The 14076-nt window shown below is 65.6% G+C and carries 10 protein-coding genes and 1 tRNA gene; 6 read left to right on the top strand and 5 right to left on the bottom strand.

The features are described 5' to 3' along the window. The first annotated feature begins 80 nt into the window (after positions 1–80). The 6 genes from HS053_RS08035 to rpoD all read left to right on the top strand — a co-directional run bounded on the left by HS053_RS08035 (position 81) and on the right by rpoD (position 9040). A complete protein-coding gene (locus HS053_RS08035; RefSeq protein ID WP_174210705.1) occupies positions 81–356 on the top strand; it encodes a sarcosine oxidase subunit delta in 276 nt (91 codons plus the stop codon). Next, on the top strand, positions 353–3274 hold the full coding sequence (locus HS053_RS08030; RefSeq protein ID WP_174210704.1) for a sarcosine oxidase subunit alpha family protein: 2922 nt from the start codon (positions 353–355) through the stop codon (positions 3272–3274). The genes HS053_RS08035 and HS053_RS08030 overlap by 4 nt, the downstream gene beginning before the upstream one ends. Beyond that, on the top strand, positions 3267–3815 hold the full coding sequence (locus HS053_RS22585; protein WP_174210703.1) for a sarcosine oxidase subunit gamma family protein: 549 nt from the start codon (positions 3267–3269) through the stop codon (positions 3813–3815). The genes HS053_RS08030 and HS053_RS22585 overlap by 8 nt, the downstream gene beginning before the upstream one ends. Next, positions 3815–4960, top strand: a complete 1146-nt coding sequence (locus HS053_RS08020; RefSeq protein WP_206677594.1) for an amidohydrolase — start codon at positions 3815–3817, stop codon at positions 4958–4960. The genes HS053_RS22585 and HS053_RS08020 overlap by 1 nt, the downstream gene beginning before the upstream one ends. Positions 4961–5047: 87 nt before the next feature. Next, complete coding sequence (gene dnaG / locus HS053_RS08015) at positions 5048–6973, top strand: DNA primase (protein WP_174210702.1); 1926 nt, start codon at positions 5048–5050, stop codon at positions 6971–6973. A 72-nt stretch (positions 6974–7045) separates the two neighbouring features. Beyond that, entirely contained in the window at positions 7046–9040 is a 1995-nt protein-coding gene (gene rpoD / locus HS053_RS08010) for an RNA polymerase sigma factor RpoD (RefSeq protein WP_174210701.1), read from the top strand. A gap of 111 nt (positions 9041–9151) precedes the next feature. On the opposite strand, the gene HS053_RS08005 is transcribed toward rpoD, so the two are convergent. The 5 genes from HS053_RS08005 to HS053_RS07985 all read right to left on the bottom strand — a co-directional run bounded on the left by HS053_RS08005 (position 9152) and on the right by HS053_RS07985 (position 14003). Continuing rightward, positions 9152–9226, bottom strand: a tRNA-Gly gene (locus HS053_RS08005). Positions 9227–9311: 85 nt separating this feature from the next. Next, positions 9312–10502, bottom strand: a complete 1191-nt coding sequence (locus HS053_RS08000) for a DegT/DnrJ/EryC1/StrS family aminotransferase (protein ID WP_174210700.1) — start codon at positions 10500–10502, stop codon at positions 9312–9314. Positions 10503–10620: 118 nt separating this feature from the next. Next, positions 10621–11922, bottom strand: coding sequence for an NAD(P)/FAD-dependent oxidoreductase (locus HS053_RS07995; RefSeq protein ID WP_174210699.1), 1302 nt, complete (start codon positions 11920–11922; stop codon positions 10621–10623). 7 nt (positions 11923–11929) lie between these two features. Then, positions 11930–13285, bottom strand: coding sequence for a glutamine synthetase family protein (locus HS053_RS07990; RefSeq protein WP_174210698.1), 1356 nt, complete (start codon positions 13283–13285; stop codon positions 11930–11932). Positions 13286–13322: 37 nt separating this feature from the next. Beyond that, a complete protein-coding gene (locus HS053_RS07985) occupies positions 13323–14003 on the bottom strand; it encodes a type 1 glutamine amidotransferase (RefSeq protein WP_174210697.1) in 681 nt (226 codons plus the stop codon). Positions 14004–14076: the final 73 nt, after the last annotated feature.

Genomic DNA, 14076 nt, shown 5'->3' with positions numbered 1-14076 from the left:
AAATATCCCGGGGTGAAGCCCGCAAGGGCCGAGGGGCAGCGCCCCTTTCTTCCGTTCCGTTCTGCCGTGAGGTTTCCGACATGCGCCTGACCTGCCCCCTCTGCGGCCCCCGCGACCGGCGTGAGTTTTATTATTACGGATCTGAGGATTACCTGAACCGCCCCGGCCCCGATGCCGGGATCGACGCCTGGGACGACCATCTGCATCTGCGTGACAACCCCGCCGGTGTGACGCGCGACCTTTGGTATCACGAGACCGGCTGCGCCCAGTGGCTGCGGGTCACCCGCAACACCGTCAGCCATGAGATTCTGGCAACCGAACTGGTGGCCGAGCGCAAGAAGGGGCCCGCCGCATGAGGATTCTTGGCAAGGGTCAGGTTGACCGCTCACGCCCCGTCAGCTTTCGCTTCGATGGCAGGTCGTTTCAGGGCTATCAGGGCGATACGCTGGCTTCGGCGCTGATGGCCAATGGCGTGCGGCTGATGGGCCGCAGTTTCAAATATCACCGCCCGCGCGGGGTGTTGACGGCGGGCAGCGAAGAGCCGAACGCGCTGGTCGAGGTGGTGGGTGCCACCAATCAGACGCCGAACGTCCGCGCCACCGTGCAGGAGATTTTCGAGGGGCTGAACGCACAGAGCCAGAACCGCTTCCCGTCGCTGGCCTTTGATGTGCTGGGGGTCAACGACTTCCTGTCGCCCTTCCTGTCGGCGGGATTTTATTACAAGACCTTCATGTGGCCGCGCGCCTTCTGGGAGAAGATCTATGAACCGGCGATCCGCCGGGCGGCAGGCTTGGGGCGGCTTTCGGGCAAGCATGACGAAGGGGCTTATGAAAAAGCCTATGCCTTCTGCGACCTTCTGGTGATCGGCGCCGGGCCTGCGGGCCTCGCGGCGGCGCTGACGGCGGCGCGGGCCGGGGCGCAGGTGATCCTTGCCGAAGAGGACCGGCAGTTGGGCGGTCGGCTTCTGGCCGATGAGGCCGAACTGGACGGTGCCCCGGCGGCGGATTGGGTGGCCTCGGTCGAGGCGGAGCTGCGCAGCCTGCCCAATGTCCGCATCCTGACGCGCAGCGCCGTCACCGGCGCCTATGACAATGGCACCTTCGGCGCGCTGGAGCGGGTGGGGCTGCATCTGCCCGCGCGGGCCGATCTGCCGCGCGAATGTTTCTGGCGCATCTCTGCCGCCCGCGCGATCCTCTGCGCCGGGGCACTGGAGCGGCCGCTGGCCTTTCCGATGAACGACCGGCCCGGGATCATGCTGGCGGGCGCGGTGCGGGCCTATCTCAACCGCTGGGGCGTGGTGCCGGGCAAGCGGGTGACCCTCTTTGCCAACAATGACGGCGCCCGCGCCACGGCGCGGCAGCTCATGGCGGCGGGGATCGAGGTGGCGGCCATTCTGGACAGCCGCACCGATGCCAGCGCGGTCGAGGATTGCCCGGTCTATCTGGGCGCGCGGATCACTGATACTTCGGGCCGTCTCGGCCTCAGCCGGATCAGCGGCACCCATGTCGGCGGCCAGTTCCAGATTCTGACCGATTGCCTTGCGATGTCGGGCGGCTGGAACCCGACGGTGCATCTGACCTGCCACATGAACGGGCGCCCGCGCTGGCGCGAGGATATCGCGGCTTTCGTGCCTTCGGACGGGGCGGTGCCGGGGCTGACCACCGCAGGCGCGGTGAATGGCGATTACACCACCCATGCCTGCCTTGCCGCGGGCCATGCGGCGGCGGTGGCAGCACTTGAGGCGCTGGGGCGGAGCGCGCCCGCCGTGACCCTGCCGCGGGCCGAGGGCACGCCCTACCGGCACGAGCCGTTGTGGCTGGTGTCGGGCAAGGGGCGGGCCTGGCTCGACTTTGCCAATGATGTCACCTCGAAGGATGTGAAGCTGGCGGCGCAAGAGGGGTTCACCTCGGTCGAGCATATGAAGCGCTATACCACCCAAGGCATGGCGCCGGATCAGGGCAAGAACTCGAACGTGGCGGCGCTGGCGGTGCTGGCCGATGCCACCGGGCGCGGTATTCCCGAGACCGGCACCACGACCTTCCGCCCGCCCTATCTGCCGGTGTCCATCGCCGCAATGGGGGCGGGGGGCCGCGCGATGGGCTTTGCCCCGCAACGCTTTACCACCTCGGATCAGGCCAGCCGCGACCGCCACGCGCCGATGATCGAGGCGGGGCTCTGGTATCGGCCGAGCTATTTCCCCAAGCCGGGCGAGAAGACATGGCGCGAGGCTTGCGACCGCGAGGTGGCCATGGTGCGTGCGGCGGTGGGCATCTCGGATGTCTCCACCCTTGGCAAGATCGACATTCAGGGCCGCGACGCCGCCCGCTTCCTCGATCTGGTTTATACCAATACGTTCAGCACGTTGCCCGTGGGCAAGGTCCGCTATGGGCTGATGCTGCGCGAGGATGGCTTTGTGCTGGATGACGGCACAACGGCGCGGCTGGGCGAGCATCACTTCCTGACCACCACCACCACGGCAGCGGCGGGTCTGGTGATGCGGCATCTGGATTTCATCCACCAGACGCATTGCGCCGACTGGGATCTCCGGATGATTTCCGTCACGGAATCCTGGGCGCAATTCGCCGTGGCCGGGCCGAAGGCGCGCGCCCTTCTGAACGCCGTTCTCGATCAGCCTGTCGAGGGGTTTCCCTTCATGTCCTGCGGCACGGTTTCGGTGGGCGGGGTGCAGGCGCGGCTCTTCCGTATCTCGTTCTCGGGCGAGGAGGGCTATGAAATCGCCGTTCCCACCCGCTATGGCGAGGCGCTGTTCCGTGACCTTCTGGCCAAGGCCGAGGTGATGGGCGGCGGCCCCTACGGGATGGAGGCGCTGAACGTGCTGCGGATCGAGAAGGGCTTCATCACCCATGCCGAGATCCATGGCCGCACCACCGCCTTCGACATCGGCATGGAAAAGATGGTCAGCCCGAAGAAGGACTGCATCGGCAAGGCGATGGCGGCCCGTCCCGGCCTGACAGGGGACGAGCGGCAGCAGTTGGTGGGCCTGAAGCTGTCCGATGCCGTGGCGGCATTTGGCGGGGCGCATCTTTTCACACCCGGCGCCACGGTGGACCGTGAGGGGAGCGAAGGCTATGTCACCTCGGTCTGCTGGTCGGTGACGTTGAAGGCGACGCTGGCCATGGGCTTCCTGAAAAATGGCCGGGCGCGGCATGGTGATCTGATCAGGATCGTCGATCACCTGCGCGGCATCGACGTTCTGGCCGAGGTCTGCGACCCGGTGTTCCACGATCCGGCAGGGGAGAAGCTGCGTGCCTGAACTCATCGCCAAAACCGCACTTGAAGGCCGCGCGGCCCTGACCCTTGCCACCACCACGCTGGCCGAGGCAGATCCCGGCCCGGTCACATCGGTCGCGCTGTTCCCGGGGCAGGGTAAGGCGGCGGCCAAGGCGCTGAAACCGCTGGGGCTGACCTTCCCGGCGCCGAACCGGCTGGTGGAGAAGGACGGGCTGCGGCTGGTCTGGACGGGCCGCGAGCAGGCGTTCCTGATCGGCGGCCCGGCCCCCGATCTGGCGGGCATTGCCGCCGTGACAGATCAGTCTGGCGGTTGGGCCACCCTGCGCCTGACCGGCCCGGCGGGGGCCGAGGCGCTGGCCCGGCTGGTGCCGCTGGACCTGTCAGAGGCGACCTTCCCGGTGGGCCATGCCGCCCGCGCGCCGCTTGGCCATATGCAGGCGGTGCTGATGCGGCCTGCGGCAGAGGTGATCGAGGTCATGGTCTTCCGCTCGATGGCCCGCACCGCCTGGCATGAGGTTGAGGTGGCGCTGCGCGCCCTTGCCGCCCGCGCGGCGCTGACCTGATGCTGACCAATGCCGACATTGCCGAACTGACGGCGCTGCGCCGTGACCTGCACCGCTTTCCCGATGTCTCGCGCGAAGAAGGCCCGACCGCGGCGCGTATCGTGGCGGCATTGGCAGTGCTGGCGCCGGATCAGGTGATGACCGGTCTTGGTGGTCATGGCGTGGCGGCGGCGTTTCAGGGCGCGGCCCCCGGGCCGACCGTCCTCTTCCGCGCCGAACTGGACGGTCTGCCGATCGAGGAACTGAGCGTGGCGCCCCACCGCTCCACCCTGCCGGGCAAGGGGCATCTTTGCGGCCATGACGGGCATATGACCATGCTGATGGCGCTGGGGCGGCTTTTGTCGCGGCAGCGCCCGGCGCGGGGGCGGGTGGTGCTGATGTTCCAGCCCGCCGAGGAAGACGGCTCGGGTGCTGCGGCGGTCACCGCCGACCCCGCCTTTGCCGCGATCCGGCCCGACTGGGCCTTTGCCATCCACAACCTGCCCGGCGTGCCCTTTGGGCAGGTGCGGCTGGCCCCGGGCGTGGTCAACTGCGCCAGTCAGGGCCTGAAGATCACGCTCACGGGCAAGACCGCCCATGCCAGCCAGCCGGAAACCGGCACCTCGCCGGCCGCGGCGCTGTCGCGGTTGATCCCGGCGCTGACGGCGCTGGGGCAGGGCGGGGCGCTGATCCCCGGCTACCGTCTGGTCACGGTGACCCATGCCCGCCTTGGCGCCCCGGCCTTCGGCATTGCGCCGGGCGAGGCCGAGCTTTGGGTCACCCTGCGCACGCTGGAGGATGGCGCCATGGCCGCCCTGCGGGCCGAGGCGGTCATGCTTGCCGAAACCGCCGCTGCCGCTGACGGCCTGTCGCTGACCCTCACGACCCACGACGATTTCGCGGCTTCGGTCAATCACCCCGAGGCCGCCGCCTGCGTTGCCGCCGCGCTGGACGCGCTGCATATCCCCCACAGCACCGAAGACCTGCCGATGCGCGCCTCCGAGGATTTCGGACGCTTCGGCGCCGCCCCCACCCGCAGCGCGATGCTGTTTCTGGGGGCGGGCGAGATGGCGGCGCTGCACAACCCCGATTACGACTTCCCAGATGATCTGACCCCGATTGGCGCGCGGATCTTTGCCCGGATCGCCCGCGACATCCTGCGATAGACTCTCCCCTTCATCTTGGCCTAAATATCCCACGGGGGTCCGGGGGTGTGAAACCCCCGGTTCCACCTTCAGGGAAATATCTGCCGTATGAGCCTGCCAACCGGCTTCCTTGACGAATTGCGCACCCGCGTCTCGCTCTCTTCCGTCGTCGGGCGGAAGGTGACATGGGACATGCGCAAGTCGAACATGGGCAAGGGCGACATGTGGGCGCCTTGCCCGTTCCATCAGGAAAAATCCGCGTCTTTCCATGTGGATGACCGCAAGGGCTATTACTATTGCTTTGGCTGCCACGCCAAGGGCGACGCCGTGACCTTCGTCAAGGAAACCGAAAACCTCGGCTTCATGGAGGCGGTCGAGGTTCTGGCGCGCGAGGCCGGAATGCCGATGCCCGCCCGCGATCCGCGTGCCGCACAGGTGGCCGACCGGCGCACCCAACTTGCGCAGGTGATGGAAGAGGCAGTCAAATGGTTCCGCCTGCAACTGAAAACCTCTGCGGCCGCCGATGCCCGGGCCTATCTGGCCAAGCGCGGCCTCTCGCCCGAGGCGCAGGACCGCTGGGAAATCGGCTTTTGCCCCGAGCCGCGGCAGGCGCTGTTCACCGCCTTGACGCAAAAGGGCATGGCGCCAGATCTGATCGTGGCCTCCGGCGTCTGCGCGCAGTCCGACGACGGCCGCAAGCCCTATGACCGTTTCAGCAACCGCATCATCTTCCCCATCCGCGACGGGCGGGGCCGCGCCATCAGCCTTGGCGGCCGGGCGATGGACCCGAATGCGCGGGCCAAATACCTGAATGGCCCCGAGACCGAACTCTTCGACAAGGGCCGCAACCTGTTCAACCACGGCCCCGCGCGGGAGGCGGCGGGCAAGGGCAAGCCCTTGATCGTGGCAGAAGGCTATATGGATGTGATCGCCCTCAGCGAAGCCGGGTTCAAGGCCGCCGTGGCGCCGCTTGGCACGGCGGTCACCGAGGATCAGTTGCGCCTGATGTGGCGGATTTCGGATGAGCCGATCATCGCGCTGGATGGCGATGCGGCGGGCACCCGCGCCGCGCTGCGGGTGATCGACCTTGCGCTGCCGCTGCTTGAGGCGGGCAAGGGCCTGCGCTTTGCCCTCTTGCCCGGCGGCATGGACCCGGATGACCTGATCAAGGCGCGGGGGGCTGCGGCGATGCAGGCGGTGTTGGATCAGGCGCAGCCGATGGTGCGCCTTCTGTGGCAGCGCGAGACGGAAGGTCAGGTCTTCGACAGCCCCGAGCGCCGGGCGGCACTGGACAAGCGCCTGCGCGCCGCGCTGACCCGCATCGCCGACCCGTCGATCCGCAGCCATTACGGCGAAGAGATCAAGGCGCTGCGCTGGGAACTTTTCGGCGCGTCCCGCCGCCCTGCCGCCACGCCGCGCAGCCCCGGTGGCCGGTTTCAGCCGCGCGATGCCATCCTGCCCGCCACCCCCGGCACCCGCCAGTCGATGCTGGCGCAGGGGCCAGAAGCGGTGGAGCTTTTGCTTGAGGCGGCAGTTCTGGCCACTCTGGTCACCCATCCTGTGCTGATCCACCGTTTTGAAACGCCGCTGGAGCGGATCGACTTTCACGGGCAGGGCCATGACCTCATGCGCAACCTCTTGCTGCGCCATGCCGATGCGCCCGACATTCATGACCAGATCCTTGCGCAGGCGCCCGCTGCCCTTGACGTCCTGATGTCGCAACCCCACGTCCGCAATGCCCCCGCCGTTCGCAACCGCGAGGATGCCGAGTTTGCGGCCCTTTGTCTGGCCGGTGATCTGGCCAAGCTAGAGACCAGCCGTTCGGCGCGGCGCGAGATTGCGGAGGCACAAGACGACATCACCGGCCTCAGCGATGAGGGGCTGACATGGCGGCTGCACAAGGCCGCCGAGGCCCGCAACGCCGCTGAGAAGATCGCCACCGACGACACCAATGACCTGGGCGAAGACCGCGCCGCCCTGTCAAACCACCTGCAACGCCTGATCGACGGGCGCATCTGGGAGAAAAAACGCTGATTCGGCTTTCGCTCCCCGTGATTCGCGCTACAGATTCGGCACGACCCTTCTGATTCGCCGCAAGGAACCCTCATGGCCGTTAAAGACAGTGACGAAGGCAAACCCGAAGCCGATGAGGCCGATGTTTCGCTCGACATGAGCCAGGCCGCCGTCCGCAAGATGATCGCCGACGCGCGCGAGCGCGGCTACATCACGATGGAGCAGCTTAACACGGTCATGCCGCCCGATCAGGTCTCGTCCGAGCAGATCGAGGACATCATGTCGATGCTGTCCGAGATGGGCATCAACGTGGTCGAAGACGATGAGGGCGACGAGGCCGAGGCGCCGGTGGGCGAATTGGTCGAAACCTCCAGCGCCTCGCGCGAGGTGGCGCTGGTCGGCCCCGCGACCGAAACGCTGGACCGCACCGATGACCCGGTGCGGATGTATCTGCGCGAGATGGGCTCGGTCGAACTCCTCAGCCGCGAGGGCGAAATCGCCATCGCCAAGCGGATCGAGGCCGGCCGCAACACGATGATTGCGGGCCTGTGTGAAAGCCCGCTGACCTTTCAGGCCATCATCATCTGGCGCGACGAACTTCTGTCCGAAGACATCCTCTTGCGCGATGTGATCGACCTTGAGGCCACCTTTGGCCGCAGCTTGGACGGTGACGACGAAATCGTCGGACCGGACCTTGAAGGCGTTGATCTGGCCAATGCGGCGCCGCGCCGGTCGGGCGCTTCGGAGCCTGAACTCGATGCCGACGGCAATCCCCTGTCGCGCGCTGACGACGAGGAAGACGACGAGGACGGCGCGTCGATGTCGCTGGCCGCGATGGAAGCGGCACTGAAGCCCAAGGTTCTGGAAACGCTGGACCTGATCGCACGCGATTATGGCAAGCTGGCCGAAATGCAGCGCGCCCGGATGGCCGCCACCATGTCGGAGAAAACCCGCTTCTCGGCTTCGGAAGAGACCGCCTATCAGAAGCTGCGCTCGGAAATCGTGGTGCTGGTGAACGAGCTTCACCTGCACAACAACCGGATCGAAGCGCTGATTGACCAGCTTTACGGCATCAACAAGCGGATCATGGCGATCAACTCGGGTATGGTGAAGCTGGCCGACGCCGCCCGTATCAACCGCCGCGAATTCATCGACGAATATCAGGGCTATGAACTGGACCCGACCTGGCTGGACCGCATGGCGGCCAAGGCCGGGCGCGGCTGGCAGACCCTGATCGAGAAGAGCCGCGAGAAGGTCGAGGAACTGCGCGAGGAAATGGCGCAGGTCGGCCATTATGTGGGCGTGGACATCTCGGAATTCCGCCGCATCGTCAATCAGGTGCAGAAGGGCGAGAAAGAGGCCCGTCAGGCCAAGAAGGAAATGGTCGAGGCCAACCTGCGCCTGGTGATCTCGATTGCCAAGAAATACACCAACCGCGGGTTGCAATTCCTTGATCTCATTCAGGAAGGCAACATCGGCCTGATGAAGGCGGTCGATAAATTCGAATACCGCCGCGGCTATAAATTCTCGACCTATGCGACGTGGTGGATTCGTCAGGCCATCACCCGGTCCATCGCCGATCAGGCCCGCACCATCCGTATCCCGGTGCATATGATCGAGACGATCAACAAGCTGGTGCGCACCGGCCGTCAGATGCTGCACGAAATCGGCCGTGAGCCGACGCCGGAAGAGCTGGCTGAAAAGCTGCAAATGCCGCTGGAAAAGGTCCGCAAGGTGATGAAAATCGCCAAGGAACCGATTTCGCTGGAAACCCCGATCGGCGATGAGGAAGACAGCCAGCTTGGCGATTTCATTCAGGATACCAACGCCATCCTGCCGCTGGATTCCGCCATTCAGGAAAACCTGAAGGAAACCACCACCCGGGTTCTGGCCAGCCTGACCCCGCGCGAGGAACGGGTTCTGCGGATGCGGTTCGGCATCGGCATGAACACCGACCACACGCTGGAAGAGGTGGGCCAGCAGTTCAGCGTGACCCGCGAGCGTATCCGCCAGATCGAGGCCAAGGCGCTGCGCAAGCTGAAACATCCCAGCCGCAGCCGCAAGCTGCGCAGTTTTCTGGATCAGTAAGACGGAAACGGGCGGCCTTCGGGCCGCCTTTTTCATGGGGCCGTCACGATGGCGCAGAAACAAAAAAGCTCCCCGCGAGGGGAGCGTCTTTGATCACATCTTTGGTGAAACTGGAGCGGGCGATGAGATTCGAACTCACGACCCTAACCTTGGCAAGGTTATGCTCTACCCCTGAGCTACGCCCGCACCGTCTGGATGCCGGGGGAATACGGCCTTGCCGCGGGGCTTGCAAGAGGAAAAACGCAAAGCCGCCGCGGATTTCTGTGCCGCCTCAGGCGGCCTTGACCGCCCGTGCCGCGGCAGAGACCGCGCCCGCGATGAAATCCAGTTCCGCCTCGGTCAGTCGGGTTGGCAGGCGCACGTCGCAGGCCCGCATCAGCATGGCCCGCGTGCGCGGCAGCTCGGGCGCGGGGCCCAGAAACTCCCAGTTCCAGAAGGCGCGGGCATTGCCCTCGGACAGGCCGAACACCTGCACGGAAACGCCGCGCTTCTTCGCTTCGGCCTGAAAGCGCAGCGCTTCGGCATCGGTCCAGTCGCCGGACAGGTTGAACTGGATCGAATCGGGCGCCCGCTCTTCCGGCGGCAGGGCAGGGGGCACGGCCAGCCAGGGGCTTTGGTTCAACTGCGCTGCCACCCTGTCATGGCCCGCGCGGCCCTTGGCCACACGCCCCGCCACTTCGGGCAGTTGCGGCCGGATCACCGCCGCCGAAAGGTTCTGCATCCGCATGTTGTAGAGCGGCAATTTGTTCTGCCACAGCATATAGCTGTTCTGCATCCCCGGATGTTTCTTCCAGTTCGATTCGTAGGCGCCCGACATGATCACGCAGCGCGCCGCGATTTCCGGGTCATCGGTGATCAGGATGCCGCCTTCACCGGCGTTCACCAGCTTGTAGGATTGAAAGCTGAAACAGCCGACCTTGCCGATGGTGCCGATCTTGCGGCCATGCCATGTGGTGCCCAGCGAATGCGCCGCATCCTCGACCACCGGAATGTCGCGGGCATCGCACAGCGCCATGATCGCATCCATGTCGCTGGTATGGCCGCGCATATGGCTGATCAGCACCGCATCGGCGCCGTCCAGCTTGGCCGCGAAATCGGCCATGTCCACGCGGTAATCCTCGCCCACCTCGACCAGAACCGGCTCGCAATCGGCATGAACGACTGCCGAGGGCACGGCGGCAAAGGTGAAGGCCGGGATCAGCACCTTCGCCCCGCGCGGCAGGTCCAGCGCCTTGAGCGACAGGAACAGCGCCGCCGAGCAAGAGGCGACGGCCAGCGCATAGCGCGACCCCATCAGAGCGGCAAATTCCTCTTCCAGAAGCGAAACCGGCGCCCCGGTGTCGGCAGTATAGCGGAACAGATCGCCCGAACTCAGCAGCCGGTCGATCTCGGCCCGCGCCGCCTCGGGGATGGGTTCGGCATCATGGACATTGGGGGCAAGGGTCTGACCATCGGCAGCCATATGTGAAGCTTTCCTGAAACTCTTCTTCAGGAAAGCTTTAAACCCCAGCCAGATCACAGGCCAGTGACAAATGCGGCCGAGGGGCGAAAACCGCCGAGGAACCGGGCAAAACCCCGCCTCAGAGGCCCAGCCGGTCGCGCATCGCATACCATGTCATGGCCAGCACCAGAAGCGGCCAGCGCAGCGCCACGCCGCCCGGAAAGCGCGGCTGCGGCAGGCTGGCCATCAGGTCAAACCCGCCCGCATTTCCCGCCACCGCCTCGGCCATCAGCTTGCCCGCCAGTGTCGCCATCGCCACCCCGTGCCCGGAATAGCCCGAGGCCGACAGCACATTCGGCGCGGGCCGCGCAAAGCAGGGCATCCGGTTCAGCGTGATGGCCAAAGTGCCGCCCCAGGCATAGTCGATCCGGGTGCCCTTGAGCTGCGGATAAACCTCAAGCATCGGTTTCGACACGGTTTTCACGATGTCGGGGAAGCGGTAGCCATAGCTTTCGCCGCCCCCGAACAAGAGCCGGTTATCCTCGGACAGCCGCCAGTAATTCACCACGAATTTGGTGTCGGCCACCGCCACCGGCTCGGCCAGCACCCCGGCGGCGCGGTCGCCCAAAGGTTCGGTCGCCAAAATGAAATTGTTGATCGGCATGACCTTGGCCGCCACCTCGCGGTTCAGCCCGCCCAGATAGCCGTTGCCGGCAAGGATCACCTGATCACAGATCACCCGGCCCTGGCCTGTCTGCACCACCGGCTTTGCGCCGTGCTGGATGTGATGCACTTCGCTGCCTTCATGCAGCCGGGCCCCCGCCGCTGCGGCCGCCGTCGCAAGTCCGATGACATAGTTCAGCGGGTGGACATGACCGGCGCCCCGGTCCACCTCGCCCCCCTTGTAGACGGGCGAGCCGATCAGGCGGCGGATACCGGCGCTGTCCAACGGCTCAAGCTGGTCATAGCCGTAATCGCGGCGCAGCTTGTCGGCATAGGCATGGGTGTCGCGCACCTCGGCCTCGGACCAGCAGGCATGGGCCACGCCGGGATGAAAGGTGACGGGCATCGCATGATCGCGGATCAGGTCGCGGACCAGTGCCTTGGCATCCTCGGCCAGTGTCCACATCTGATACGCGGCGTCGCGGCCCATGGTCTTTTCCAGCCAGACCTGATCCTGCCGCTGCCCCGAGCCGACCTGCCCGCCATTGCGCCCCGAAGCGCCGAAGCCCACGCGATGCGCTTCGAGCAGCACCACATCCAGCCCCTTTTGCGCCAGATGCAGCGCCGCCGACAGGCCGGTATAGCCGCCGCCGACGATGCAGACATCGGCCCGCACCTCACCCTTCAACGCGGGGAAGGGGGCCAGTTCGGTGCGCGTGGCCGCGTAGTAGCTGGCGGGGTAGTGCCCCGCCTTGTCGTTCACATGCAGCAGGTTCATTGCCGCCTCAGACGTTCAACAGCAGGTGTTCGCGTTCCCATGGGCTGATGACTTGCAGGAACTCTTTGTATTCGTTGCGCTTTACCGAATCGTAGACTTTGCAGAAATCGACACCAAGCACCTCTTTCAGCGCGGCATCCTCATCCAGCAGGTCCAGCGCATCGCCCAGGTTCACCGGAATCTCGTCGCTGTCGATATAGGCGTTGCCCTTGAATTCCGGCCGCGCGCCCTTTTTCTCCATCAGGCCGAGATAACCGCAGGCCAGCGTCGCGGCGATGCCCAGATAGGGGTTGCAATCCATCCCCGGCAGCCGGTTTTCCACCCGCCGCGCCGCGGAGGAGGAAATCGGAATGCGCAAGCCCGTGGTGCGGTTGTCGCGGCCCCATTCCAGATTGATCGGCGCGGCAAAGTCGGGGACATAACGGCGATAGCTGTTCACATAGGGCGCGATCACCGCGATGGCGGCGCCAAGGTGGCTTTGCAGCCCGCCGATGAAGTTCAAGAAATGCTCGGTCTCAACCCCCTTCGGCCCGGCGAAGATGTTCTTGCCGGTTTTTGTATCCACCACCGAAGTATGGATATGCATGGCGCTGCCGGGTTCGCCGGCAATCGGCTTGGCCATGAAGGTGGCAAAGCAATCGTGGCGCAGCGCCGCCTCGCGGATCAGCCGCTTGAAGAAGAACACATCATCCGCCAGCCGCACCGGATCGCCATGGGCAAGGTTCAGCTCGATCTGGCCTGCGCCGCCCTCTTGCAGGATGCCGTCGATTTCCAGACCCTGCGCCTCGGCAAAGTCATAGATGTCGTCGATGACCTTGCCGTATTCGTCCACCGCTGACAGCGAATAGGCTTGCTTGCCCGCCGCGCGCCGCCCCGAACGGCCCATCGGCGGGATCACCGGCTGATTGGGGTCGATGTTGCGGGCGGTCAGGAAAAACTCCATCTCGGGCGCCACTACCGGGGTCCAACCCTGCGCGCGGTAGAGGTCAACCACCCGGCGCAGCACGTTGCGCGGGCTGAAGGGCACCGGATTGCCTTCTTGATCCTTGGCGTCATGGATGACCTGCAAGGTGACATCCGCCGTCCATGGCGCGGCGGTGGCGGTGGACCAGTCCGGTTCCAGGATCATGTCCGGTTCGGTAAAGGCATCAAACGGGTTGTCGGCCCATTCGCCGGTGATGGTTTGCAGAAAGATCGAGTTCGGCAGGAAGTAATTGGTCTGCTTGGCGAATTTCGCGGCGGGCATCGCCTTGCCGCGTGCCACCCCGGCGATATCGCCGATCACGCATTCCACCTCATCCACCCGGCGGTTGCCGATGTATTCACGCGCTGCCTCGGGCAGTTGGTCGGTCCATTTGGACATATGTCACACTGTGTTTTGGGTTGGCCCCGGCCCGGAATCAGGCGCGGGGTTCCTTGAAGAAGGCGGCGATGCGGCCTGCCATGGTCTTGTCCTGGATCGGATCGGCCAGCCGGGTTGCGGCGGCCGCCATCACCTCGTCGGGGACCAGACCTTTGCCCCGGGTCTTCATCAATCCATCCACGAAAGCGGGGCGGAATTCGGGATGGGCCTGCACGGTCAGCGCGCGGTCGTCATAGAGAAGCGCGGCATTGGCGCAGAAATCGTTGCTGGCGATGACCTTTGCGCCCGGCGGCGCCTGCACCACCTGATCGCGGTGCCAGGCGTTCAGCGTGAGCTTTTCACCCGCGAAGTCATAATCGGTCGCCCCCACGGCCCAGCCGCTGGCAAAGCGTTCGACCTTGCCGCCCATCGCCTGCGCCACGATCTGGTGGCCAAAGCAGATGCCGACAACCGGAACATGGGCGGTAAAGCAATCGCGGATGAACTGCTCCAGCGGCGGGATCCACGGGTGATCTTCATAGACCCCATGGCGCGAGCCGGTGATCAGCCAGCCCTGACAATCGGCGACGCCCTTGGGAAACTCGCCATCCACCACCTTGTAGGTGCGGAAGGTGAAGCCATGCCCCTCCAGCAGCCGGGCGAACATGTCGGGGTAATCGCCCATTTCCGGGGCGAGGGCCTCGGGCGCAAGCCCGGTTTGCAGAATGCCGATCAGCATGGGATGTCCGCGTGTTTCCTGCCGGCTAGGGTAGCCTGCCCCCCCGGGGGTCCGTCAAGGGGGCAGGTGGCGG

Source organism: Tabrizicola fusiformis, assembly GCF_013328815.1.
GTDB lineage: Bacteria > Pseudomonadota > Alphaproteobacteria > Rhodobacterales > Rhodobacteraceae > Fuscibacter.
Note: the sequence above shows the minus strand (reverse complement) of the source record. Positions and strands in the feature narration are given on the sequence as shown.

Excerpts from the sequence above, each read along its gene's own strand:
- HS053_RS08020 (WP_206677594.1), top strand. The coding sequence starts at position 3,815 with ATGCTGACCAATGCCGACATTGCCGAACTGACGGCGCTGCGCCGTGAC.
- HS053_RS07985 (WP_174210697.1), bottom strand. The coding sequence starts at position 14,003 with ATGCTGATCGGCATTCTGCAAACCGGGCTTGCGCCCGAGGCCCTCGCC.
- rpoD (WP_174210701.1), top strand. The coding sequence starts at position 7,046 with ATGGCCGTTAAAGACAGTGACGAAGGCAAACCCGAAGCCGATGAGGCC.
- HS053_RS07990 (WP_174210698.1), bottom strand. The coding sequence starts at position 13,285 with ATGTCCAAATGGACCGACCAACTGCCCGAGGCAGCGCGTGAATACATC.
- HS053_RS08000 (WP_174210700.1), bottom strand. The coding sequence starts at position 10,502 with ATGGCTGCCGATGGTCAGACCCTTGCCCCCAATGTCCATGATGCCGAA.
- HS053_RS07995 (WP_174210699.1), bottom strand. The coding sequence starts at position 11,922 with ATGAACCTGCTGCATGTGAACGACAAGGCGGGGCACTACCCCGCCAGC.
- HS053_RS08030 (WP_174210704.1), top strand. The coding sequence starts at position 353 with ATGAGGATTCTTGGCAAGGGTCAGGTTGACCGCTCACGCCCCGTCAGC.
- HS053_RS08035 (WP_174210705.1), top strand. The coding sequence starts at position 81 with ATGCGCCTGACCTGCCCCCTCTGCGGCCCCCGCGACCGGCGTGAGTTT.
- dnaG (WP_174210702.1), top strand. The coding sequence starts at position 5,048 with ATGAGCCTGCCAACCGGCTTCCTTGACGAATTGCGCACCCGCGTCTCG.